At 73.2% G+C, this 24,639-nt stretch carries 19 protein-coding genes; 8 read left to right on the forward strand and 11 right to left on the reverse strand.

Annotated elements, in window-relative coordinates:
- Window positions 1–73 precede the first annotated feature (73 nt).
- Window positions 74–667: a TetR/AcrR family transcriptional regulator gene (locus tag MUY22_RS34745; RefSeq protein ID WP_247051407.1), complete on the forward strand. Its 594-nt coding sequence runs from the start codon at window positions 74–76 to the stop codon at window positions 665–667.
- On the opposite strand, the gene MUY22_RS34750 is transcribed toward MUY22_RS34745, so the two are convergent.
- The 7 genes from MUY22_RS34750 to MUY22_RS34780 form a co-directional block, all read right to left on the reverse strand.
- The gene (locus MUY22_RS34750) at window positions 653–2,089 is read right to left on the reverse strand and encodes a cell wall metabolism sensor histidine kinase WalK (protein ID WP_247051408.1); all 1,437 of its coding nucleotides are present in this window, start codon (window positions 2,087–2,089) and stop codon (window positions 653–655) included. The genes MUY22_RS34745 and MUY22_RS34750 overlap by 15 nt on opposite strands.
- Window positions 2,086–2,769, reverse strand: a complete 684-nt coding sequence (locus MUY22_RS34755) for a response regulator transcription factor (protein WP_247064254.1) — start codon at window positions 2,767–2,769, stop codon at window positions 2,086–2,088. The genes MUY22_RS34750 and MUY22_RS34755 overlap by 4 nt, the downstream gene beginning before the upstream one ends.
- The gene (locus tag MUY22_RS34760; protein WP_247051409.1) at window positions 2,766–3,860 is read right to left on the reverse strand and encodes a streptophobe family protein; all 1,095 of its coding nucleotides are present in this window, start codon (window positions 3,858–3,860) and stop codon (window positions 2,766–2,768) included. The genes MUY22_RS34755 and MUY22_RS34760 overlap by 4 nt, the downstream gene beginning before the upstream one ends.
- Window positions 3,860–4,636, reverse strand: coding sequence for an ABC transporter permease (locus MUY22_RS34765; protein WP_247051410.1), 777 nt, complete (start codon window positions 4,634–4,636; stop codon window positions 3,860–3,862). The genes MUY22_RS34760 and MUY22_RS34765 overlap by 1 nt, the downstream gene beginning before the upstream one ends.
- Complete coding sequence (locus MUY22_RS34770; RefSeq protein ID WP_247051411.1) at window positions 4,633–5,544, reverse strand: ABC transporter ATP-binding protein; 912 nt, start codon at window positions 5,542–5,544, stop codon at window positions 4,633–4,635. Before MUY22_RS34770 ends, MUY22_RS34765 begins: the two co-directional genes overlap by 4 nt.
- Before the next feature lie 123 nt (window positions 5,545–5,667).
- A complete protein-coding gene (locus MUY22_RS34775; protein WP_247051412.1) occupies window positions 5,668–6,894 on the reverse strand; it encodes an RNA polymerase sigma factor in 1,227 nt (408 codons plus the stop codon).
- Window positions 6,894–7,286, reverse strand: coding sequence for a YciI family protein (locus MUY22_RS34780; RefSeq protein ID WP_247051413.1), 393 nt, complete (start codon window positions 7,284–7,286; stop codon window positions 6,894–6,896). Before MUY22_RS34780 ends, MUY22_RS34775 begins: the two co-directional genes overlap by 1 nt.
- Before the next feature lie 205 nt (window positions 7,287–7,491).
- Here MUY22_RS34780 and MUY22_RS34785 point away from each other — a divergent pair, with 205 nt between their 5' ends.
- Entirely contained in the window at window positions 7,492–8,397 is a 906-nt protein-coding gene (locus tag MUY22_RS34785; protein ID WP_247064256.1) for an SGNH/GDSL hydrolase family protein, read from the forward strand.
- Between the two features lie 8 nt (window positions 8,398–8,405).
- On the opposite strand, the gene MUY22_RS34790 is transcribed toward MUY22_RS34785, so the two are convergent.
- Window positions 8,406–9,053 (reverse strand): TetR/AcrR family transcriptional regulator, encoded by a 648-nt coding sequence (locus MUY22_RS34790; RefSeq protein ID WP_247051414.1) that lies wholly within the window; start codon window positions 9,051–9,053, stop codon window positions 8,406–8,408.
- Window positions 9,054–9,115: 62 nt separating this feature from the next.
- Here MUY22_RS34790 and MUY22_RS34795 point away from each other — a divergent pair, with 62 nt between their 5' ends.
- The 4 genes from MUY22_RS34795 to MUY22_RS34810 all read left to right on the forward strand — a co-directional run bounded on the left by MUY22_RS34795 (window position 9,116) and on the right by MUY22_RS34810 (window position 13,445).
- Window positions 9,116–11,032: a neutral/alkaline non-lysosomal ceramidase N-terminal domain-containing protein gene (locus tag MUY22_RS34795; RefSeq protein ID WP_247051415.1), complete on the forward strand. Its 1,917-nt coding sequence runs from the start codon at window positions 9,116–9,118 to the stop codon at window positions 11,030–11,032.
- A 108-nt stretch (window positions 11,033–11,140) separates the two neighbouring features.
- Window positions 11,141–12,037, forward strand: a complete 897-nt coding sequence (locus MUY22_RS34800; protein WP_247051416.1) for a hypothetical protein — start codon at window positions 11,141–11,143, stop codon at window positions 12,035–12,037.
- Between the two features lie 116 nt (window positions 12,038–12,153).
- Complete coding sequence (locus tag MUY22_RS34805; protein WP_247051417.1) at window positions 12,154–12,996, forward strand: alpha/beta fold hydrolase; 843 nt, start codon at window positions 12,154–12,156, stop codon at window positions 12,994–12,996.
- Window positions 12,993–13,445, forward strand: coding sequence for a VOC family protein (locus MUY22_RS34810; protein ID WP_247051418.1), 453 nt, complete (start codon window positions 12,993–12,995; stop codon window positions 13,443–13,445). The genes MUY22_RS34805 and MUY22_RS34810 overlap by 4 nt, the downstream gene beginning before the upstream one ends.
- Here the strand turns inward: MUY22_RS34810 and MUY22_RS34815 are convergent.
- Window positions 13,417–16,518, reverse strand: a complete 3,102-nt coding sequence (locus MUY22_RS34815) for a LamG-like jellyroll fold domain-containing protein (protein WP_247051419.1) — start codon at window positions 16,516–16,518, stop codon at window positions 13,417–13,419. The two genes, MUY22_RS34810 and MUY22_RS34815, sit on opposite strands and share 29 nt — an antisense overlap.
- A gap of 304 nt (window positions 16,519–16,822) precedes the next feature.
- Between MUY22_RS34815 and MUY22_RS34820 the strand changes: the two genes are divergently transcribed.
- Complete coding sequence (locus MUY22_RS34820; protein ID WP_247051420.1) at window positions 16,823–21,496, forward strand: RHS repeat-associated core domain-containing protein; 4,674 nt, start codon at window positions 16,823–16,825, stop codon at window positions 21,494–21,496.
- Between the two features lie 96 nt (window positions 21,497–21,592).
- Complete coding sequence (locus MUY22_RS34825) at window positions 21,593–22,498, forward strand: universal stress protein (protein ID WP_247051421.1); 906 nt, start codon at window positions 21,593–21,595, stop codon at window positions 22,496–22,498.
- Window positions 22,499–22,532: 34 nt separating this feature from the next.
- Here the strand turns inward: MUY22_RS34825 and MUY22_RS34830 are convergent, their stop codons facing one another.
- Together MUY22_RS34830 and MUY22_RS34835 are read right to left on the reverse strand one after the other, a co-directional pair.
- On the reverse strand, window positions 22,533–23,771 hold the full coding sequence (locus MUY22_RS34830; RefSeq protein WP_247051422.1) for an exonuclease domain-containing protein: 1,239 nt from the start codon (window positions 23,769–23,771) through the stop codon (window positions 22,533–22,535).
- Complete coding sequence (locus MUY22_RS34835; RefSeq protein WP_247051423.1) at window positions 23,768–24,472, reverse strand: DUF6218 family protein; 705 nt, start codon at window positions 24,470–24,472, stop codon at window positions 23,768–23,770. Before MUY22_RS34835 ends, MUY22_RS34830 begins: the two co-directional genes overlap by 4 nt.
- Window positions 24,473–24,639: the final 167 nt, after the last annotated feature.

Consider the following 24,639-nt stretch of genomic DNA (forward strand, 5'->3'; position numbering starts at 1 on the left):
TCGTTGAACGCTCGTTGATTGAACGACTGTAGAACGAAGTGGCCCGCCGGGTCAACGACCGTAGAATGACCGCGTGACCGAACCGAGCGCCCGCCCGTCCCGGGCGGAGCAACGCCGCCAGAGCGAGGAGCGGATCCTCGCCGCGGCCCGCAGGATCTTCGCCGAGCTGGGCTACGACCGGACCACGATCCGGGCCGTCGCGGCGGCCGCCGGGGTCGACGGCGGGCTGGTCATGCACTACTTCGGCAGCAAGGACCTGCTCTTCGCCCGCGCCTCCGAGATCCCCGCGGACGAGCTGCCCGGCGGCACGGCGGACGAGGTGGCCGAAGCGCTGCTCACGTCGCTGGGCCGGCGCCTGACCGACGAGCCGACGGCGTCCCTGGCGGTCCTGCGCTCGATGCTCACGAACGCCGACGCCGCCGATCGCTACCGGGCCGCCGGGGAGCCGCAGCTCAACCAGCTCACCGAGGCGATCCCGACGCCGGACGCCGACCTGCGCGCGAGCCTGCTCAGCGCGATCGTCCACGGCGTGGTCGCCGAGCGGTACCTGCTGCGCCTCACGCACCTCGCGGACGCGTCACCCGAGCAGATCGTCGACCTGCTGCGGCCGTGCTTCCAGAGCCTGGCCACGCCGCCGGCGGAGAAGCCGCAGTCACTCGGACCGTGACAGCGTGAGCCGGAAGCACGCCCCGTCGCCCAGCGCGGTCTCCAGCTCGACGTCGCCGCCGTGGGCCCGGGCCAGGGAGCGCGCGATGGCCAGGCCGAGCCCGGCGTCGGCGCCGCCCGAGCGGGTCCGGGCGCGGTAGAAGCGGTCGAAGACGCGGCCCGCCTGGGTGGTGCTCAGGCCCGGGCCCCGGTCCGCCACTTCGAGCACGGCCCGGCCGTCGACCGTGCCGACGCCGATGCGGACCGGCGTGCCCGGCGGGGTGTGGGCGGCGGCGTTGCCGACGAGGTTGGTGACGACCTGCCGCAGCCGAGCTTCGTCGGCGTGCACCGGCGCGGGGCCGGGTAAGCCCGCGCCGGCCGGCCCGGTGAGCTCGACCGGCCGGGACGGGTCGAGGGTGCGCAGGTCGTGCCGGGCGTCGCCGGCGAGGGTGCGCAGGTCCATCGGCGCCCGGTCGAGCTGCCCTTCGGGCGCCTCGTCGAGCTGGGCGAGCAGCAGCAGGTCCTCGGTGAGGGCGGTGAGCCGGGTGGCGTCGCGGTCGATGCGGCGCATCACCTCGTCGACGTCGGCCCGCTCGGGCAGCGCGCCCATCCGGTACAGCTCGGTGGATCCCTTGATGCCGAACAACGGCGTCCGCAGCTCGTGGCTGACGTCGGAGACGAAGTCGCGCATCCGGGCCTCGGACGCCGACCGGTCGGCGAAGGCCCGTTCGAGCTGGCCGAGCATGGTGTTGAGCGACGCCGCGAGGTGCCCGATCTCCGTGCCGGGCGACGCGAGCACGGGCACGCGCCGGGTGAGGTCGCCCTCGGCGATCGCGGCTGCCGTGTGCTCGATCCGGCGCAGCGGCCGCAGGCCCCGGCCGAGGGCGAACCAGCCGACGGCGGTCAGCAGGACGAGCAGCACGGCCCCGCCGATCAGGCTGCTCGACCGGAGCTGGGCGATCGTGGCGTCGGCCTCGGTGCGCGGCGCGGCCGCGAGCACCGTCCCGGCCCAGCCGACCGTCGGCCGGGCGACGGCGCGCCAGCGGCCCGAGCCGTCGGCGGCCGGCAGGTCCATCGCGGACCCGTCGGCCGGGATGGTGCGCAGCGCGCCGGGGGCGGGCAGCGCGGCGGCGTCGAGGCGGGAGGAGTGGAGGCCGCCCGCCACCGAGCCGTCGGCGTTCAGGTAGACCAGGTACGGCGTGCCGAACAGGTCGAGCGCCGGATCGAGGAGTTCGGGACGGGCGCTCGTGTTCTGCAGCGCGGGCGGCCCGGCGGCCGGCACCCGGGAGATCAGCTCGGTCAGCGACCGCAGCTGGCCGTCGAGGCGGTCGAGCTGGTAGCGCTCGACGTGGTCGGAGACGACCGCGCCGATCAGCGCGAGCCCGGCCAGCAGCAGGCCCGCGGTGAGCAGCAACAGCCTGGCCCGCAACGAAAGCCGCTTCACCGCCGGGGCTCCCGCAGCACGTAGCCCACGCCGTGCACGGTGTGGATCAGCTTGGGCTCCTCGGTGTCGACTTTCCTTCGCAGGTAGGAGATGTAGGTGTCGACGATGCTGGCGTCGCCGCCGAAGTCGTAGCGCCACACCCGGTCGAGGATCTGCGCCTTCGACACCACGCGCCCGGCGTTCTCCATCAGGTAGCGCAGCAGCCGGAACTCGGTGGCGGAGACGCGGACAGGCCGCCCGTCGCGCGTCAGCTGGTGCCCTTCGGCGTCGAGCGCGAGGGCGCCCACGGTCAGCACACCGGCCTGCTGGCCGGTGGTCCGGCGGAGGATCGCGCGGATCCGCGCGATCAGCTCCGCCAGGTCGAACGGTTTCGTCACGTAGTCGTCGGCGCCGAGGGACAGGCCGGTGACCTTGTCGGCCTGGCGGTCGCGCGCGGTGAGGAACAGGACGGGCACCGGGGCGTGCCGCTCGCGCAGCCGCCGGACGACCTCGAAGCCGTCCATGTCCGGCAGCATGACGTCGAGCAGCACCAGGTCCGGCGGCTGCGCGGTGGCCGCGGCGACGGCCTCGCCCGCCGTCGCCGCGGAGGTCACCTCGAAACCGGCGAACCGCAGCGCGGCGGAGAGCAGCTCGCGGACGGTGGCTTCGTCGTCGACCACGAGCAGCCGCCCGGGCGTCATCGCTTCCATGCCCGCGAGGATACGGAGATCGCGCCGGCGAGCAGGCCGCTCGCGAACCCCGCCGCCGCGCCGGCCGCCAAGGCGAGCAGGGGATCGGCCGACAGCCGCGCGTCGAGGACCGGGATCGACAGCCCGAACGCCGTGACGTCGAGGTCGACGGACACCCGGGACAGCAGCGTCACGACCGCCGGCACGCCACCCGTCACCACGGCGAACACCCCGGCGCGGCGTAGCGAGCCACGAGGGCCGGTTCGCGCGGCGACGGCGACGGCGCAGACCGTCAGCACCACCACCGGCACCCAGGTCCACGCGCCACCGGGCTCGATCCCGCTGAGAGCGCAGGAAAGCACGCCGTCGGACGTCAGGGTCCACGGCACGCCGAGCCCGAGCAGCAGCGCGCCGGACACCACCTGCGGCAGGATGAGCAGCACGGCCCCGGCCGCCGCCGCGCCGCCGAACACCCCCGCGACGAGCACGCCACAGGCGGTGAGCGCCCCGAAGATCGTTGCGGCCCAACGCAATCCCGGCACGACGGCCGGGAACCGCACGGTGAGCGCGCACGCCCCGGCGACCACGAGCGCCCAGACCGCCGCGGCCGCCAGCGTCGGCAGGAAGGCCGCGGAGAACCCGGCGTCGACCGCGCCGCCCAACCGCGAGACGGCTCCCGTGCCGGGCCCGCAGGCCGATCCGCCACCCGAGCCGCCGGGCAGCCGCAGCGCCAGATTTCCCTGTGCCAGCAACGAGATCGCGGTCAGTCCCGCCACCACGGCGACGGCCGCCGCCGTGACGCGGACGGCCAGCCCGTCCCGGCCGTGCCGCAGCACCAGCGCGCCCAGCACCACCGCGCCCGCCAGGGAGATGCCCAGCGGCATGACGTCGACGGCGCCGTGCACGGCGATCGGCAGCGCGCCGGCCGGGGTCGCGACGACGTCCGCCGAGCCGCCGACGGCCAGGGCGACGACCGTCGCCGTCAGCGCCGTGAGGTCGCCGAACCGGCCGGCGCCGAGCAGCAGCAGCGCGGCCAGTGCGACTCCGGCCATCACGAGCAGGGCGGCGGCCGCCGCGCCCAGGCCCCGGCGGACGTCGCGCATCAGACGTCCCGGCGCCGGAAGACCGCGAACGCGACGGCCAGCACGGCGGCGACGCCGAGGCACAGGCCGCCCAGGTTCAGCCACGGGTGCGGGAACCCGGGATCGGGCACCGTCTTGAGGACCTCGGCCGCGCCCAGCGTCGGCCAGTAGCGGAAGAGACCTTGGAGCCAGCCGGGGAACGCCCCGGCGATCCCGGGGATCAGGAAGACGATGCCCACCAGTGTGGCGAACGCGCCCGCTGTGGCCCGCGCGAGCACGCCGAGACCGACCGCGAGCAGCGCGATCGCCGTCAGGTAGACGCCGCCGCCCGTCACGGCGGAGAGCACACCGGGATCGCCGAGGCTCGCGTGCGGCGCGTCCTGCAGGGCGAAAACCGCCTGTCCGACGAAGAAAGCGGCGAACATCAGCGCCTGCCCGGCCACCACGGCGACGGCCGCGGCCACCACGACCTTGGCCGCCAGCGTCCGGTGCCGCCGCGGCGTGGCGATGAGGGACGTCTGCATCAGCCCGGTCGCGAACTCCGCGGTGACGATCAGGATGCCGAGCACCCCGAGGACCAGCTGGGCGACGACGTACGACATCAGGCTGCGCCCGGCCGGGTCCCACGCCTGCTGGTCCGCGAGCGTCGCGCTCGCGTACTCCTTCCCGGCGGCGTTCGCGGTGAGGGCGGTGATGCCGAGCCCGACCACGAACAGGGTCGCCAGCGTGAACCAGGTGGAGCGCAGGCTGCGGAGCTTGACCCACTCGCTGTGGAGGGCGTGGGCGAGCGCGCTCATGCGGTGACTCCCTGGTACTCGACGCTGTCCTTGGTCAGCTCCATGAAGGCGTCCTCCAGCGAGGCGCGCTGCGGGGTGAGCTCGCTGAGCGCGGCGCCGTGGTAGGCGGCGAGCTTGCCGATCTCCGCGCTGGTCAGGCCGGAGACGACGAGCGAGGACTCGAGCCCGTCCCGCACGGTGGCCCCGGCGGCGGTGAGCCGGTGCGCGAAACCCGGATCGGGCGTGCGGACGAGGACGGTCCCCGCGCCGCCCGCGCGCATCAGCTCGCCGACCCCCGTGTCGGCGATGAGCCGGCCGCGGCCGATGACGACCAGGTGGTCGGCGGTCTGCGCCATCTCGCTCATCAGGTGGCTGGACACCAGCACCGCCCGGCCGTCGCGGGCCAGCGACCGCATGAAGTCCCGGATCCAGCGGATCCCTTCCGGGTCGAGGCCGTTCACCGGCTCGTCGAAGATCAGCACCCGCGGGTCGCCGAGCAGGGCCGCGGCGATGCCGAGCCGCTGCCGCATGCCGAGGGAGAACCCGCCGGCCCGCTTGCCGGCGACGTCCGCCAGCCCGGTCCGCGCGAGCACCTCGCCGACCCGGCGGCGGGGGAGACCGTTGCTGACGGCGAGGGCCAGCAGGTGGTCGTGGGCCGTCCGGCCGCCGTGGACGGCACCGGCGTCGAGCAGCGCGCCCACCTCGGTGAGCGGCGCGGGGAGGCCGGCGTAGCGGCGGCCGCCGATGGTGGCCGAGCCCCGGGTCGGCGCCGCCAGGCCCAGGATCATCTTCATGGTCGTGGACTTGCCGGCGCCGTTGGGGCCGAGGAAACCCGTCACCTGCCCGGGTTCGACGGTGAACGAGAGGTCGTCCACCACGGTGTCGGGCCCGTACCGCTTGGTCAGGCCCCGTACGTCGATCGTGGTCATGCGGCGAGCGTGCCCGGCCGGTCCGGCGAGTTCCTGAGTGCTTCTGGGAGAACTCTGTGAATCCGCCGCTCACGGCCCGGCCGGGGCGGCCCGGTCACGAGGAATCGCAACTTCTCGCCCGGGTCAGCCCAGCGCGGCCGCCTTGCCCAGCAGCACCGAGCGTTCCCGCTCGTTGGTGCACAGCCGGGCCGCCAGCTCCAGCTCGGCGCGCGCCTCCGGGCGCCGGCCGAGCCGGGTCAGCAGCTCACCGCGCACGGTCGGGACCAGGTGCGAACCCGGGAGCCGGTCGGTGACGACCAGCTCGTCCACGATGGCCAGGCCCGCCGCCGGACCCGACGCCATGGCCACGGCGACGGCCCGGTTGAGCTCGACCACCGGCGAGGGCGCGACCCGGCCCAGCGCCTCGTAGAGCAGCACGATCCGGTCCCAGTCCGTCGTCGCCACCGACGGCGCCGACGCGTGGACGGCGGCGATCGCGGCCTGCAGGCCGTAGGGGCCGAGCCCGCGCGGTGACGCCTGCGCCAGCGCGGCCAGCCCGCGGCGGATCGCCGAGAAGTCCCACCGCCGCCGGTCCTGGTCCTCGAGCAGGATCGGCGCGCCGTCCGGGGCGGTCCGGGCCGGGAAGCGCGCGGCCGTCAGCTCGAACAACGCGAGCAGGCCGTGCACCTCCGGCTCGGCCGGCTGCAGCGCGGCCAGTGTGCGGGCCAGCCGGATCGCCTCGTACGCGACGTCGGGGCGCACCAGCCGGTCACCCGAGGTGGCCGTCGACCCCTCGGAGAAGATCACGTAGAGGACGCTGAGCACGCCGCCCAGCCGCTGCTTGCGTTCGCCGGCCGGCGGCAGCTCGAACGGCACCCCGGCCGCCGCGATCGTCTTCTTGCCGCGGGTGATGCGGGCCTGCACGGTCGGCACGGACACCAGGAACGCGCGGGCGATCTCCTCGCTGGACAGGCCGCCGACCACGCGCAGGGTCAGCGCCACCCGGGCCTCGGGGGAGAGCACCGGGTGGCAGCTGATGAACATCAGCTTCAGGACGTCGTCGTCGATCCGGTCGGGGTCGGGGTCGTGCTCGGAAACCTCGGCCACCTCGTCCTCGGTCGCGAGCAGGGCGTAGCGGTCCCGCAGGGCGGCCCGGCGGCGGATCGTGTCGATGGCCCGCCGCCGGGCCGTGGCCATCAGCCAGCCGACCGGGCTGGCCGGCGCGGCCTGCGGCCACGACACCAGCGCCTCGGCCACCGCCTCCTGGGCGGCGTCCTCGGCGAGCCCGAAGTCGCCGGTGAACCGGGTCAGCGCGGCCACGATCCGCGCCGACTCGATCCGCCACACGGCCTCGACATCGGCCGGTCCCATCAGCCGCGGCCGGTGTTCTCGTCCCCGGCCTGACCCGGGACCTCGTCGTCGCCGGCGACCCGGCGGACCTCGATCTTCGACCCGGCCACGGCCGGCATCCGGGTGGCCCACTCGACGGCTTCCTCCTGGGAGGAGACGTCGAGCAGGAAGTAGCCGCCGAACAGTTCCCTGGTCTCCCCGTAGGGCCCGTCGGTGACCACGGGCTTCTCGCCGCCGAAGGCGACCACGACACCGCGGGCCGGGTCGTCGAGCCCTTCGGCCGCGAGCAGCACCCCGGCCTTGAGCAGGTCTTCGATGTACGCCCGGGTCGCGGCCATCTCCCGGTCGATGTCGGCCATCATGGCCGCGTTGGACTCGTCGGTGCCCCGCATGATCAGCATGTACTTCGACATCGTGTGCTCCTCGTTCCGGTCAGGCCGCCTGCCGGCCTCACGCCCCCTGGTCGAACGGGCGACCCGGGAATCGACACGGCCCCGGAGAAATCTTCCCCGGGCACCGTCGATCCCGCCGGGGGATTCCGGGGGCAGACCGGCTTGACGAAAACATGAACGTGATTCACAGTTACCTTCGTTCCGACTCCGAGGTAACGAGGTGCCCGTGAAGGTGTCCCGGATCGTCCTCGCCGCCGCGCTGGCGGTGGCCACCACGGCCGGTGCGGGGGTGGCGAGCGCCGCGCCGGCTCCGGCGTTCCGCCACTACGTCGCGCTGGGCGACTCCTACACCGCCGGGCCGCTGATCCCGTGGCAGTCGGCGAGCTGGTGCTTCCGGTCGAACAACAACTACCCGTCGTGGCTGGCCACCCGGCTCGGCATCTACACCACCCCGGGCGCGTTCACCGACGTGAGCTGCTCCTCGGCGGACACCACGAACATGACCAGGCAGCAGACCGTGCCCAGCGAGGACGCGCCGATCACCTACGAACACCCGCAGTTCGACGCCCTGACCCCGGACACCGACCTGGTGACCATCGGGATCGGCGGCAACGACGCGAGCGTGTTCGGGTCGATGATCTACACCTGCCCCGGCCTGCGTGCCGCCGACCCGACCGGCTCGCCGTGCCGGGAGCACTTCACCGTCAACGGCGTCGAGACCCTCACCGCCGCGATCACCGGTACCGAACGGAACCTGGAGAAGGTCGTCAAGGGGGCCCGCGCGCTCTCGCCCGGCGCCAAGATCGTCCTGGTCGGCTACCCGCGGCTGGTCCCGCCGAGCGGCTACTGCCCGGACCGGATCCCCTTCGCCGACGGCGACTACCGCTGGTTCGACAGCGTCGAGCGCACCCTCAACGCCGCCCTGGCCAAGGCCGCGAAGAAGACCGGCGCGACCTACGTCGACACCTACGGCCCGTCGCTGGGCCACGACGCGTGCGCGGGCAGCGCCGCCTGGGTCAACGGCCAGTACACGAACCTGGTCAAAGCCGTCGCCTACCACCCGGTCCTGGCCGGGATGCAGGCCGAGGCCGGCCTGATCCACCAGGCGCTGGCCGCCGGACCCGAGCGGTGACCGGAGTGCTAGCGGAAGCGGGGGCTGGTGACGATCTCGTCGACGTAGAGCCGATCGAGGCGCTTGGCCTCGTCCAAAGTGTCCTGATCGCCGTGGGGGTCGATCCGGAACGCCAGCTGCAGCAAGGCGTCCGCCACCCGGACGGCCGCCCGGCAGGCGAGCGCGAGCGGCGGTCCGTCGACGACGTCGGAGCGCGCGAGCAGGATCCGCCGGATGCTCTCGGCCAGCAGGTCGTTGTTCGCGTCGTCGGCGCGCAGCAGCTCGGGGCTGAGGTGGCGGCCCGTCCAGATCGCGACGTAACCCGGGTTCTGCCGGTACCGCTCGACGAACCGGTCGAAGACGATGTCGACCAGGTCCGCCAGCGGCGCGCGGGACGCCGCTTCGACCGCCTCGGCCATGGTCTCGCCGAAGCTGTCCATGTAGTGCTGCGCCAGCGCCGACAACACCGCGGCCTTGTCCTCGAAGAACTGGTAGACCGTGCCGGTCGGCACACCGGCGCCGTCGGCGATCCGGCGGATGGTCAGTGCCTCGACGCCTTCGCCGGCCAGGATCCGGTCGGCCGCGGCGACGATCGCCCGCACCCGCGCGCGGCTGCGGGCCTGCTGGGGTTCCTTGCGCAGCCCCTTGAGGGCGCGGTCCGGTCCTGGCTCGGTCACCAGCGCACAGTACCGTCCGGAGCGAGGCGGGCGACCGCGCCGCCACCGGGAGGGGACAGTCGTTGACGGACAGGGAGTTCCTGGTCGGCCGCGGGATCGCCGACATCACCGGCGAGGCCGCCGGCTGCGAACTGATGGGCTACGGCAAGTCCTGGCAGCGCAGCGCGGGCCTCCACACGCGACTGCGCGCGCGGGCCTTCGTCATCGACGACGGCGCGCGCCGGGTGCTGCTGATCGTCTGCGACCTGCCGCTGATGTTCCCCAGCGTGCACCGCGCGGTGCTGGCCCGCCTGGACGGCCGGTACACCGAGTCCAACGTCATGATCACCGTGACCCACACGCACTGCGGCCCCGGCGGCTACGGGCACCACCACCTCTACAACCTGTCCAACGGGTTCCACCCCAAGACGTTCGCCGCGATCGTCGACGGCATCACCGAGGCGGTCGAGCGGGCGCACGCCGACCTCGCGCCCGCCGAGCTGACGCTGGCGCACGGGGAACTGCGCGACGCCAGCACCAACCGGTCGCGGGTGGCGTTCGACCGCAACCCGCGGGCGGACCGGGAGTTCTTCCCCGACGGCGTCGACCCGCAGACGACGGTGCTGCGCGTCGAGCGGGCCGGCCGGGTCGTCGGGGTGATCAACTGGTTCGCCACGCACGGCACCAGCATGACCAACCGGAACCTGCTGATCAGCTCGGACAACAAGGGGTACGCGGCGCTGCACTGGGAACGCGAGGTCGAGGGCGGCGACTACCTCGCGCCGGAGCCGCCGGGTTTCGTCGCCGCGTTCGCGCAGACCAACGCCGGGGACATGTCGCCCAACGTCGGCGGCCGGCCCGGCAGCGGCCCGACCGCCGACGAGTTCGAGAACACCCGGATCATCGGCCTGCGCCAGTACGCGGCCGCGGCCAAGCTGCTCGAGGAACCGGGTGTCCCGGTGCGCGGCGGGGTGGACCACCGGCTGACCCACGTCGACCTGTCCGCGACGGCCGTCTCGGCGGAGTTCTGCGGCGACGGGCGCGCCCACCGGACCCGCGGCCCGATCGGCGGCGCCGCGGCGCTGGCCGGCACCGACGAAGGCAAGGGCTTCGCCGGGTTCCGCCAGCAGCGCAACCCCTTCTGGGACGCGCTGTCCGCGGTGCTGTACCGGCTCGCTCCCGGACTGCGGGATGCCCAGGCGCCCAAGGGAATGACGCTGCCGGGCCGCCTGCTCAACCGGCTGCGCCCGTTCATCGCCACCCGGTTCCCGGTGCAGCTGCTGCGCGTCGGCCCGCTGTACCTGATCGGGATTCCCGGCGAGGTCACGATCGTGGCCGGCCTGCGGTTGCGCCGCACGGTCGCCGAGCTCGTGGGCGCCGAGCTCGAGAACGTGCTGGTCGCCGGCTACAGCAACGGCTACTTCCACTACGTGACCACGCCGGAGGAGTACGCGGCCCAGCGGTACGAGGGTGGCAGCACGCTGTTCGGGCGCTGGCAGCTCGACGCCCTGCGGCAGACCGCGGCGCGGCTGGCCGTCGCCCTGCGCGACGGGACGCCGGTGGACCGGGGCACGCCGGAACCCGACCACTCCGGCCGGATCCGGCCCGCCGAGGACGAGACCGCGGACGGCCCGTCGCCCGGCCGGGTCCTGACCCAGCCCGCGCCGAGCTACCGCCCCGGCGAGCGGGCCGGCGTCAGCTTCGTGGCCGCGCACCCGAACAACGACCTCCGCCGCGGCCGCACGTACCTGACGGTCGAGTCCGAAGTGGACGGAGAGTGGCGCACGATCGCCGACGACGGCGACTGGGTCACGAAGTTCCACTGGTCACGTGACAAAAACACCGGCCCGGTCGTGCGGATCACCTGGGACATCCCACCCGGCACGACCGGCCCGCACCGCATCCGTTACCACGGCGACACCAAGGACCCGGCCGGCCGCGTCGAGCCGTTCACCGCGGTGTCCGACGTCTTCGTGATCGGCGGACGAGCGTCCCGGTAGGGGATTGGCCAACAGCGTCCGTTCGGGTGTTCGACGACGGATCCGGTTACGGCACAACGGGTTCCCACGATCTCGAAGGCATCATTTCGACGTCGGAAGTGGGGTCGCGTGACCGACGAGCAGCCGCCGGGGGAGCTCGGCGAGGACCACAAGCGCACCGTTCTCGAACGGACCGTCTTCGGTGCCATGGTGACCGTGCTCGGCCCCGGGGTCGGGTTCGTCTCCGCCGTGCAGGACCAGTTCCAGCCGTTCACCGGGCAGGGCCCGGCGACCTGGGTGTTCACCTTGGCCGTCCTGGTGCTGGCGGGCGCGGCGTGGTTCCTGGCGCCGCGGCTGCTGAAACGGTGGCGGCAGCGCAAGCCCGCCCGGGCGATCTCGCTGGTGCTGGCGGTGGTCCTGATGGTCTGCGCCGCGGGCGCCGGGGTCGCCACGGCGGCCCTGCTCGGCATCGGCGGATCGGACGTGGCGGCACCACCCGCGACGACGACGTCCACGGCACCGACGTCGACGCCGTCTCCGTCGGCGGCCGTCCCGGCGGTGAGCACCAGCACCCCGAACGGGGTCGCGACCATGACGTCCACGAGCACCACGGCGTCACCCACGCCCACGAGCACGAAGGTCCTGCCGCCCACGCCGTCCACCCAGGCGCCGGTCGCGTTCGGGTTCGACGCCGTGAAGACCGTGCCGCACTGCCACAACTACTTCGGTGACGGGACACCGCCGGGCGCGGACAAGGTCGTGCTCCTGGTGCGGCAGGCGCAGGACCCGAAGAACCGGTACTTCGAGCGGGTCGTGGTCTTCGACGGCTCCGGCCGGTGGTCGGCGCTGAACCTCGTCATCGGGCTGCCGGAGGACACCGGCCCGTTCTACCTGGAGGCCTACCAGGTGAGCGCCGGCGAGGCGAACCGGCTGGAAGGCACGCCGGGCAACCTGCCCTCCGAGGTGCACGGCACCGGTCTCACCAGCCTGCTCGTCGTCCGCGACACGGCGAAGAGCGACTGCTGACGCCAATCCGGTGCGCGTCCCGCCCCGAACGACCAGCGGTGCTCGCGATGTTTGCGGCAGATGAATTGCGGGCACTCGAATTGTGGACGAGGTAATTTCTACCGTCGGGAGGACAGATGCCCAGCGTGACCGTCGGCCACGAGAACTCCGCGCCGATCAACCTGTACTACGAGGACCACGGCACCGGGAAACCGGTCGTGCTGATCCACGGCTGGCCGCTCAGCGGCCGCTCCTGGGAGGCGCAGGTGCCGGTGCTCGTCGACGCGGGCTATCGCGTCATCACCTACGACCGGCGCGGTTTCGGCCGGTCCTCACAGCCGTGGGGCGGCTACGACTACGACACCTTCGCCGCCGACCTCGAAACCCTGCTCACCCACCTGGACCTGCGTGAGGTCACGCTGGTCGGCTTCTCGATGGGCGGCGGCGAGGTCGTCCGCCACCTCGCCACGCACGGGGCCGGCCGGGTCGCCAAGGCCGTGCTCGCGGCGGCCGTCCCGCCGTACCTCCACAAGAGCGACGACAACCCGGACGGCGGTCTCGACGACGCGACGATCGGCCAGTTCGAAGCCGGCGTCCGCGGTGACCGCCTGGCGTTCCTGAAGCAGTTCACGACGGACTTCTTCAGTGCCGGTGGCAAGCTGCTGGTGAGCGAGGACCAGCGCGCGTACGCCCAGGAGATCGCGGCGTTCGCGTCGCCGAAGGGCACCCTCGACTGCATCGCGGCGTTCGGCCGCACGGACTTCCGCGCCGACATCGCCAAGATCGGCGTGCCCACCCTGGTGATCCACGGTGACACGGACGCGATCGTGCCCTTCGAGGTCAGCGGCAAGCGCTCGGCGGAGTCCCTCGCGGACAGCGAACTGGTCGTGATCAAGGGCGGCCCGCACGCGATCAACGCCTCCCACGCCCAGGAGTTCAACGACGCGCTGCTGGCGTTCCTGGGCCGGGGCCCCGCGTGACGGCGGCGGCCGGCGCGGTCCACCACATCCGGCTGACCGTCACCGACGTCGCCCGCGCGCGGGAGTTCTACACCCGCGTGCTGGGCTTCTCGGTGGCCGTGGACACCGTGCCGCCCCCGGACGATCCGGACCACTGGCTGATGGTCCACAACCTGCAGGGCGGGATCGTGCTGACCAACGGGCAGCTGCAGCTCGGGCTCCGGCCCTGCGACGACCCGCGCCGCCGGGCCGGCGACCGGTTCGACCCGCTGCGCGTCGGCCTCGACCACGTCAGCTTCTCGGTCGGCGGCCGTGCCGAACTGGCCGAGATCCGCGACCGCTGCGCCGCCGGCGGGCACGAGCACGGCGAACTCGCCGAGCTGGCGCCGTTCGGCATCGCGGTGCTGTCGATCACCGACCCCGACGGCATCCAGCTCGAACTCACGGCCCCGCTGGAGCCGGACGCCTGAGGCTCGCCCCGCCGGTGACGTCGGCCGCGGTCAGGACCCGGTTCCACACCTCGACGTCGTCGACGCTGCCCGGCCACAGGTCGCTGTGCTGCCCGCCGGAGACGGCGCGGCCGATGGCCAGCGGGCCGGGCGACGCGTCCCCGGTCGCCTGGCTCCAGGTCTTGGCCTGCGCCACGCCGTCGACGTAGAGCACGTAGGTGCCCGCGTCGGCGTCGTGCACGCCGACCAGCCGGTACCAGCGGCCCGGCTGCGGGGCGACGTCCGCCAAGGCCCGGCCCGCGCTGGTCGAGAAGGCCAGCCGGTCGTCGGCCGCGGAGTACTGGAGGTAGAAACCGCTGCTCGGGTCGCCGTCCTGGCTGACGGCGGTGGCCCACGAACCCGTGCGGTCCAGCCGGACCCACGCGCTGACCGAGTAGTTCCCGGTGGTGTCCAGCACCGGCCCGCTCGTCTGCCCGTACTGGCTCGAGCCGTCCAGCCGCAGGGCGGTGCCGGTCACGCCGGGGACCCACCCGGGCACGCCGGTCAGGGCGGCGTCGTGGCCGCCGGCGCTGTCGTGGGCGACGGTGCCGCTGCCCTCGTCGAGGCTCCACGCGCCGACCGGGTCGTGCTGTCCGGCCGGGTGCGGGATCTGCAGGTGCTGGCGCTGGTGCGTGGTTTCCGTCCGGCCGCCGGGCCCGCGGTAGGACGCGGTCGCGGTCAGCGTCGCCGCACTGCCCGGTTCGGCGTCCGGCGGTGCCGTCAGGGTGAACGTCGAGGTCCGGGACTGCCCGGGCGGGATCGCGGCGACGGGCCGCCCGGCCGGCGTGACCGACCAGCCGGCCGGCACGGCGACGCTCACCCGCGGCGAGACCAGCGGGCTCGACGTCGTGTTGCGCACCGTGACGGTCAGCGGGGTGCTCCGGCCGACGAGGACGACGCCGTTGGCGTTGGCCGGCCCGACGGCGATCCGCGCGTCCGGGCTCGACGGCGTCCAGGACTCCAGCTCCGTGACGCCGACGAACGCGCCCGGCGGGTTGGTGAACACCAGCCGGACCTTGCTCGTGGTGAGCGTGGGGAAGGTGACGCGGGTGACGCCGTTGCCCACCGGGCTCGCCGGCGCGCGGACCTGGCCGGGCACGTCCTGCCAGGCCGCGCCGGTCCAGTACTGCAGGTTGTAGGCCGCGGCCGGTCTGACCCCGCCGCCGTCGTCGTACCCGCTCCAGCGGATGTCGCCGACCGGCGTGGGTGCACCGAAGTCGACGCCGTAGAAGTCGCTCGGGTTCGGCGAACCGTAGTTGGTCCACCGCGTGTTCTCGGGCACCTCGCTGTAGAAGACCTTGCCGTCGAGCGCGTTCCACGCGTTGTCGTTCGGCCAGGTGTAGGAGGTGATCGGCCGCGGGTAGCCGGTGCGCAGCGGGTTGGCGGCGTCGTCGACGAGGTCGTCCCGCTGGGGCACCACCGTGCGCCCGACGTCGATCGTGGTGTCGCGCAGCGTCGCGAAGCGCTGGACGAGCTTTCCGTCGACGTAGAGGCGCATCCCGGCGCCCTGGCCGTAGTGCTTGCCGTCGCGGTCCCACAGGACAGTGACGTTGTGCCCGTGGTAGGGCACGTTTTCGGCGGCGAAGTGGTCCCAGCCGGCCGGGGTGAGCGGCTTGACCTCGAGGGTGTCGCCGGACTGCGGGCGCAGGCCGAGCAGCCCGGACAGGACCAGGTCGGTGTAGGTGGAGTGGTTGTAGTCCTCGCTGTGGTTCTGCCCGTCGTAGATCCACGCGTCCCGGTCCGGGTCGTGCGCCTCGGCGACGTAGGGCTTGCCGTTCCTGGTCTGGGTCCGGGCGTACGTGGCCAAAGCGGCGGCGTAGTCCTCTTTGGACACCGGGAGCCGGCCCGGGTGGTCGTCCAGCAGGTTCGCGAGGCCGGTCAGGGTCTGGGAGGTGGCGAAAGGCCAGCTCGGTCCGTCCCAGCGGCAGCACGAACCGGCGTCCTTCATGAAGAACGGGCTGCGGCGCTCGGCCGTGGTCGGGCCGTAGGCGCTCGCGAACCCCTGGGGGTCGAGCAGCTGGGACCAGGCGGTGGTGTCGGCCGGCCCGGCGGCGCCGAACGTCCAGGGGAGGTAGCCGATCTGCTCGCGGCTGCCGGACAGCCGGTGGCCCGGGTTGTCGTCGCGGGCCATGGCGTAGTAGAAGCCGCGTTCCGGGTCCCACAGCCACTTCTGCATCGCGGCCTGCAGCCGGGTGGCGCGCTGGGCGTACTCGGCCGCGAGCCGGTGGTCGCCGACCGAGTCCGCGATGCGGCTGATCGCGACGGCGTCGCCGTACTGGTAGGAGTTGAGCGTCGGCCGGTAGCCGGCGCCGCCGTGGTAGGGCTCGGCGGATTCGTAGGAGGAGGCGGAGAACTCCATGGCGTCCCAGACCGGCACCGACCAGTAGAGGCCGAGGCCGGGGTCGAACTGCTTGTCCCAGCCGCGGTACTGGCGCACGAGCGCCGGGAGCAGCTGGCGCAACGGCGCGAAGTCCCCGGTCACCTGGGCCTGGCCGTAGGCCGAGGTGGCCAGCCAGACGCTGTACTCGTGCGCCCAGTCGGTCGTGTCGGCGTTGACGTCGTCGGTGGCGGGCTTGGGGCCCGCGCCGGGGCCGGTCAGCCAGAACCTGAGGTAGTCCTGGCCGTAGCTCGGATCGCGCAGCCAGCGCCCCTCGGTCAGCTGGTGCCCGGCGGCGGCGTCGATCGCCTGGTAGGGCGCGGCGTACCCGCAGCAGTCGAGGAACTCCGTCGAGATCCAGCCGTCGGTGGGGTTCGTGTAGCGCAGGTGCTCCTTGTAGACGCGCCAGCGGTAGTAGTAGACGCTCTGCATGGTGGCGTCGGGCAGGTCCACGAACGGGATGTTCGCTTCGTACCAGGCGGGATCCGAGTAGCCGGCGAGGGCGGCGGCGTGGTCGAGGAAGTGGGTGCCCCCGCCGGGCGCCGGGCGCGCCGAGGAGTCCCCGGCCGCGCCCGCGGCGCCGCTGACCCCGCTGAGGGCGAGCTGCGCGGCGAGGCTCAGCGTGGCTATCCACGTCATCGCCGACCGGGTGCGTTTCCAGGACAGCCGCCCGCGCATCGGACCTCCACGAGAGGGTTTACAACGTTGTAAAACACAGCTTCGACCACTATCGCCCAAGAGCGCGCAAAAGGGAACACCTCCGCATGAGGTCGGCTGCCCGATGTGCTCGATCGACCGGTTCGACGAGTTCGACTGCCGGTGCGCCCGAACAGGAGGCTGCGCGGGCATCCGTGGGTGATCGGACGGGCAACCGATCCGGAGGCCCCGGCGCCGGTTCCCGGGAAGTTGGTAGCTTGAAAAGATCTCGGGCCGGTCAGGGTGAGCCGGCGAGCGGTCCCCCCACTGAGGATGGTTCCACCACATGAGCAACCCGTTGATCGCGCCGACGCAGGATTCGACGAAGGCGTACTCGGGGATCTCCCTGCTGGAGACGGCGAACGACCTGAAGTCCGCGATCGAGAGCGGTGACTGGGCGTCGGTCGCGATGGGGGCGGTCGGCACCGCCCTCGACGCGCTGTCGATGGCCATGGACCCCTTCGGCGCGATCCTCGCCGCCGGGGTGGGCTGGCTGATCGAGCACGTCGGGCCGCTGAAGGAAGCGCTCAACGGCCTCACCGGCAACGCCGACGAGATCGCCGCCCAGTCGGAGACGTGGAAGAACATCGCGGGCGAGCTGCAGAGCGTCGGCACCGACTTCGGCGACATGGTCAAGGCCGACCTGCAGTCGTGGACGGGTCCGGCGGCCGACGCCTACCGGCAGCAGTCGCAGGACCTCGTCGCCCTGCTGGGGAGCGCGCAGAAGGGCTGCGAAGGCGCTTCCAGTGGCGTGAAGACCGCCGGCGAGGTCGTCGGCGCGGTCCGGTCCCTGGTGCGCGACATCATCGCCGAGCTGGTCGGGCACCTGATCAGCTGGGCGCTGCAGGTCGTGTTCACCCTCGGCATCGGCCTGACCTGGGTGGTGCCGCAGGTGATCGGCGCGGTCGCGAAGACGGCGTCCAAGATCGCCGACCTCGTCACCCGGCTCGTCAAGGCCCTCAAAGCGCTCATCCCGCTGCTGAAGCGGGCCGGCTCGCTGTTCGGCGACGCCGCGAAGGCGCTGAAGAACATCAAGCCCGGCAAGGTGTCCGCGCCGAAGAAGCCCCCGAAGATCGACGGTACGCCGAAGGCGCCGGAGCCCAAGCCCAAGGGCGGCGGCGACAGCACCACGACCTCCGGCGCGGACGGGACGCCGCCGCCGAAGCACGACGGCCCGCCGCCCAAGAACGACGGCACGTCGCCGTCCGGTAACGGGGCCAACGGCGACACCCCGCCCGGCGGCCACGGCGGTGGCAACGGGAACGGCGGCGGCGGGAAGGGCTCGTCCGGGGGCGGCGGCACCAGCCCGTCGTCGAACAAGCCGGACAACCCGCGCGACACCGCTCCCGACCCGGACAACCGCGTCTGCAAGGACGACCCCGTCGACATCGCGAGCGGCGAGGTGATCCTCGAACAGCTCGACCTCGAGCTCGGCTCGCTGGTGCTGGCGCGCACGCACGTGTCGACCTACCGGGCGGGCCACTGGTTCGGCGTCTCGTGGTCGTCCACTGTGGACCAGCGGCTCGAGGTGGACGACGAGCACGTCTGCTACTTCTCGCCCGCCGGCACGATCCTCGTCTACCCGCGCGGTGACGGCGCGCAGCTGCCGCTGGAGGGCGCGCGCTGGCCGCTCACCCGCGACGGCGACACGTTCACCCTCACCACCGACGACGCGGTGCTGGAGTTCTCCGGCTCCGGGCGCGTGGTGCCGCTGCGCGCCTTCGACGGCGAGCAGCGGGTCGAGGTCTTCTACGACGACTTCGGCACCCCGACCCTGCTGCGCCGCGAGGACGGCGTCCGCGTCGCGCTGCGGACCCGGCGCGGCCGGGTGAGCGAGGTCGTCGTCCTGGGCGACGGCCTGCCGGACGTCACGGCGCTGCGCTTCGAGTACTCCCCGCAGGGTCACCTGTCCGCGGTGACCAACTCCTCCGGGCAGGCGCAGCGGTTCGGCTACGACGAGGCCGGGAGCCTCACGTCGTGGCAGGACCGCAACGACGTCCACTACGCCTACACCTACGACGAGCGGGGCCGGTGCGTCCGCACCACCGGCGACGGCGGCTTCCTCGACGGCACGTTCGCCTACGACGACCACCTCACGCGCCACACCGACTCGTTCGGGCACGTCACCGAGTTCCACCTCAACGACGCGCGCCAGGTCGTGCGCGAGGTCGACCCGATCGGCGGCGTGACGCTCTCCGAATGGGACCGCTACGACCGCCTGCTCTCCCGCACCGACCCGCTGGGCCGCACCACCCGCTACGGCTACGACGAGAACGGCACCCTGACCCAGGTGCACCGGCCCGACGGCTCCGTGGTGCTCGTCGAGGGTGACGCGGGCGGGCCCGCCGCGATCACCGTCCACAGTGGAGACACCACCTGGCACCGCCGGTACGAAGACGACGCGCCGGATCCGCGGACCACCCCGATGGGCGTCGCCACGCCCATCTCGCTCGGCGGCGACGAGCCGCCCGCGCCCGAAGGCGTGGAGCCCGACCAGTTCGGCCGGCCGCGGGCGCTGCCGACCGCGACCGGGACGGTCGCGCTCAGCTGGACCGTCGAGGGCCGCTCGGCCGCCCGGGTCGGACCGCGGCAGGAACGCGCGTCCTGGCGCTACGACGGGGAAGGCAACGAGACCGAGCACGTCGACGAGCTGGGCCGCGTCACCCGCCGCGAGTACGGCCCGTTCGACGTGCTCACGGCGCTCACCGACCCGGCGGGCGCGCGCACGGTGTACGGCTACGACACCGAGCTGCGCCTGACCTCGGTGACCAACCCGCAGGGCCGCACCTGGCTCTACCGCTACGACGAGCTGGGGCGGCTGCAGGCGCAGACCGACTTCGCCGGGCGCACCCGCACCTACGCCTACGACGCGGCCGGGCAGCTGGTCCGCTCCACCGACCCGGCGGGGCTGGTGACCACCTACCGCCACGACGTCATCGGCAACCTCGTCGAGGTGCGGGCGCCGGAGCGCACCACCACCTACCGGTACGACCCCGTCGGGCACCTGGCGCACGCCGCGAACGGCGAGTCCACAGTGGAGTTCGAGCGGGACGAGCTGGGCCGCGTCGTGCGCGAGACCGTCGACGGGCGCAGCGTGAGCTTCGAGTACGACGAGTCGGGCTACATCCACCGCCGCACCCCGGGCGACGCCGAGAGCACCTGGTTCTTCGACGACCTCGCCCGGCCGATCGGGCTGCTGGCCGGCCCGCACGCGATCGTCTACCGCCACGACACCGCGTCCCGCGTGATCGGCCGCCACGACGGCGCCGCCCAGCTCGGCCAGACCTACGGCGGCCAGGGCGAGCTCGCCACGCAGGCCGTCGCCGCCGGGAGCGTCCCGGTGCAGCGGCGGGCCTTCGGCTACCAGGCCAACGGGACGCTCGCGACGCTGCACGACGACGTCACCGGCACGACCGCGCTGACGCGCGACGCCGCCGGGCGCGTCGTCGGCGTCACCTCGGCGCAGGGCCGCGAGGAGTACCGCTACGACAACGGCGGCACGTTGCTCCCGCCGGCGGACCTCGCGGTGACCGAGGACGGCTACGGCCGGCGGGTCACCCAGGGCGCGGTGCGGTTCACGTGGTCCGGCGACCGCCTCACGGCGGCGGCCACGCCGGACGGCACGGTGTGGCGCTACCACTACGACCCGCTCGGCCGCCGCGTCGGCAAGACCCGCCACGGCGCCGACGGCAGCACCGCCACCACGATCTACACCTGGGACGGCACCACGCTCATCGAGGAGGCCGGGCCGGGCCGGATCGTCACGTGGGACCACCTGCCGGGCACGGTCACCCCGGTCGTGCAGCGCGAGCGGGACGCCCAGGGCACGCGGTTGCGCACGTTCGTCACCGACGCCGTCGGCACGCCGACCGACCTGCTCGACGAGCGGGGCGGGCTGGTGTGGACCAGCCGCCGCACCGCGCACGGCCGGGAGCTGACGGCCGCGCCGACGCCGCTGCGGTTCCCCGGCCAGTACGCCGACGCCGAAACAGGCTTGCACTACAACGTCTTCCGCTACTACGACCCGGCGACGGCGCGGTACCTGAGCCAGGACCCGCTGGGCCTGGAACCGGGACCGGACCCGTACGCCTACGTGCCCGATCCGTACGCGGAGTTCGACGCGCTGGGCCTGATGAACTGCGGCACCAGCTCGCAGTCCGCGGGCGGGGGCAACGGTGCCCCGCAGACCCCGCGGGGCGGGCACGACGCCGGCAACACGGGTGGCAGTGACGGGAAGCCCACACCGCCGCCGCTCAAGCCGAAGCCGAAGCTCGGTCCGGACGGCAGGCCCATCGTGCCGCCCAAGCCGAAACCGAAGCCGCAGCTCGGTCCGGACGGCAGGCCCGTCGTGCCACCCAAGCCGAAGCCCAAGCCGGACACGACGACGCCGTCGAGCAGCAAGCCGCCCCGGCCGGAACCGCCGCCGCAGAGCACGAAACCGAAGATCGACTCCAAGACCGACACCCCGGACACCCCCGGGCCGTCGAACCCGAAGCCGGACGCGGGCGGCGCGCCGGGCACCACGGGCAACCCGGCGTCGAAGCCGCCGCCGGGCAGGGACGACTTCCACCAGCCGCCGCCGGGCGCGAACGGCAAGCTCCAGGGGGAGTACACGTTCAAGCCGGAGCCGCAGAAGATCAGCGGCAGCCAGTACGGCGACGTGACCCCGATGCAGGAGCACGTCTTCCAGGGCGTGATCGACGACAAGATCGCGAAGTGGAAGGCGGACGGCCTGATGGACAAGCCCTTGGACGTCAAGGTCTACTACCCGCCGGGCTCCAACCAGCTCAAGCTCGCCGGCGACGGCCACCACAGCTTCGCCGCGGCGATGGAGAGCGGCCGCCCGATCAACCTCCAGCTGTGGAAGCAGCCCGGCGGCGGCCTGGCCAACCCGCAGACCAGCTGGAACAACACCACCGCGCTGCCGGGGGTGCCGAAACCGGGGGAGTGGCAGAAGTAGCCACCCGGCGCCGTCACCCCACCGGGCGTCGTCCGCGAGCCGCGGGCGGCGTTCGGTGCTTTACTCGGGTCCCGGACGAGGAAGGCGGGGACGCGGATGGCGAGCGCGACAGACCTGGTGGTCGGAGTCGACGGGTCGGAGCCGGCGTTGACGGCGGTCCGCTGGGCGGCGCGGGCCGCCGCGACGCGCCGCCGCGGGCTCAGGCTCGTGCACGCCACGGAGGAACTGCCGGTGGCCTACCCGCACGTCGGCGGGACGTTCGACGATCTCTACGAACTGGCCGGCGCGCGGGGGCAGCGGCTGCTCGACGCGGCCCGGGCCGCCGTGGCCGAGGTCGCGCCGGACCTGACCCCCGAAGTCGTGCTACGCCCGGAACAGCCCGCGGAGGGACTGATCGCCGAGTCGGCGTCCGCGGCGATGGTCGTGCTCGGCACGCCGGGCCTCTCGACGGCCGCGCGGGTGCTGCTCGGCTCGGCGTCGCTGGCGCTGGCCGCGCACGCGGAGTGCCCGGTCGCGCTGATCCGCCCCCACGTCGCCGAAGACGAAGCGCCCACCGAAGGCCCGGTGGTCGTCGGCGTCGACGGCACCCCGGCGAGCGAGGACGCGATCGCGGTGGCGTTCGACGAAGCGTCCTGGCGCGGCGCACCGCTGGTCGCGGTCCACGCCTGGCACGACACGTTCCTGGCGGGCGTCTTCGAGGAAGGCCGCCGCACCATGGACGGCACCGCGATCGAGCAGTCCGCGAACGAACTGCTCGACGAGCGCCTGGCGGGCTGGCAGGAGCGATACCCGGACGTCCGGGTGGAACGGCTGGTCCAGCGCGGCCGCCCGGCGCAGGCCCTGCTCGACCTGGCCGACCGGGCCCAGCTGCTCGTGGTGGGCAGCCGCGGCCGCAGCGGCCTGGCCGCGCTGGCCCTGGGCTCGACGAGCCAGGCGATGATGTCGTACGCACTCTGCCCGGTGGTAGTAGCCCGCGGCGGCACCCACCCGGCGGCGGAGTAGCCGACCCGGACCGGCGAAGCAGCGAAAGACCGGCCTAGCCGACGAGCCGCGCGAGCGCCTGCAGGAAAGCGTGCTCCGACACGACCGGGACGCCACATTCGCGGGCTCGCTTGGCTTTGCCCGACATGGAGTCCGGATCGGCCGCGGCGAGGACGCGCGTCTGCTTGCTGACCGATCCGGTGACGCGGATGCCGGCCGCGGCGGCTTCGGCCGCGATGTCGGCGCGTTCGCGCCGCATGGCACCGGTGAGGACCACTTTGTCGCCCGGTCGCAGGACGAGTCCGCCGATCTGGCGTTCCGGTCCCGGTTCCCGGACGGCGTCGCGTTCCTCGTCGAGGATCGTTTCGACGATCGCCGGGTCGAGCGCCAGGAGGATGGCGACGGTGAGCAGATCGTTCCGCTCTTCGTCGGTGACCACCTGGTCCGCCCAGGCTTCGCGCGCCAGGTCCCGCAGGTAGCTCAGGTGCAGGGCCACGACTTCGTTCTTGTGCAGGCCGAGGTCGTGGGCGATCTCGACGAGCGCGTCGCCTTCGGTGGCCGAGATCTGCCGGTCGAGCAAGGCGTCGTCGAGCATCGCGTAGTACGCGTCGACGGCCGGTTCGCCGTCCCGCGGCATCCGCTCGACGAGCTTGGCCAGGAAGTGCGGTTCGACGTGCCCGATCGCCGTGCGGTGCGCCGCCGGGGTGTGGCGTCGCTCGAGGTGCGGCCAGGTCCAGTTCGCGGCGTTCAGCTGGGCATCGGTGACGCGCACGGCGTCCGGCGCGTGCCGCAGGAGGAAGCCGAGCAGCTCGCCCGCGCCTTGCGCGTCGGCGAGCGCGGTGTGCCACGCACGCTCGGGCAGGCCCGCGGCCGCACAGCAGTCGACCAAGGACCGCCCGGAACCCAGCCGCGCCCGGCCCGCGGCTCGCATGGTGCACAGCCCGGCGTCGGGTTCGAACGGCGTGTCGATGCCCAGCCGGCTGAACTCGGCACGCAGGTGCATCGCGTCGAAGGTCCAGTTGTGCGCCACCACCACGCGCCCGCTCAGCCGCTCGACGAGCTCGCTCGCGAGGTGCTCGAACCGGGGTGCCCGGCGGGCGTCGGCCGCCCGGATGCCGTGGATGGCCTGGGGGCCCAGGTCGCGCTCGGGGTTGACGAGCGTCACCCACTCGTCGGTGATGGTGCCATGCGGGTCCACGTGGACGATCGCGATCTCCGCGATGCGGTGGTGCCAGCCGGTGAGGATCCCGGTGGTCTCGGTGTCGATGACGGCGTAGCCGTGCGCGGCTTTCACAGCGGCAGCCGGTTGGTGCTGGCGGATCGCACCGCGGCCAGCCACCGGGGCGGCAGCGGATCGGGATCACCGTGCGCGGCCCGCACGTAGCGGCGCCGGTTCTTCACCTGCTCGGTCTCCGCCCAGACGGACACCAGCCACCTCAGCGTGCGGGCGATCGACAGGACCTCGGACACCACGGGCGTCCCGGGCGCGGCCGAAATGCGCGCAACCCGCTGCAGGGAAGCGAAGTCCTGGACTTCGGCGTCGTCGGGAAGGTCGTGTGTCCACTCCAGGGGAGTGATCGTCTTGCTGTCCTGGCGTGCGGCTTCGACGGTCGCGGCGTACTGCTGCCGCCGCTCGGCCGTCTCGCGGAACGCGTCCACCGGGGAGAACAGGTGCCGCTCCCACCAGCCGTCCTCGATGTCCACCTTCGCCGTCGCGGTCAGCCGGTCGAGCCATTCCCGCAGGCTCTGCGGGTGCACGGACGCGATCGCCCGGCGCTCGACGAACGTCAGGACACGTCGTGCCGCGTCCTGGGAGCCGAACACGTCGTCGGCGGGGTAGATCCACGCTCCCGTCGCGTCGCCGGGCGGGCTGACGTGCCAGGTCGCCACCGACTCGATCCCGTCGTCGCCTTCCCCCACGCACAGCACCGCGCTTCCGGGTGCCCACAACGCCGTCAGTTCTTCGAGCGGTTCCACCGTGACCGGGTCCGTCACCGAGCGCCTCCTTCGTCGACCAACATCAAGTCGTCGACGCGCAGCGGTTGTTACAACCATCGATCCGGTGAGGCCGCGTCGCCCGGTTCCGCTGGTTCTTTCCCCAACGGGTCATGCGGCAGCGCGTTGCCGGCCGCTCTCGGTTGCGCTGGGTGGTGATCACCGTT

Origin of the sequence: Amycolatopsis sp. WQ 127309 (assembly GCF_023023025.1) — a bacterium.
Taxonomy (GTDB): Bacteria; Actinomycetota; Actinomycetes; order Mycobacteriales; family Pseudonocardiaceae; genus Amycolatopsis.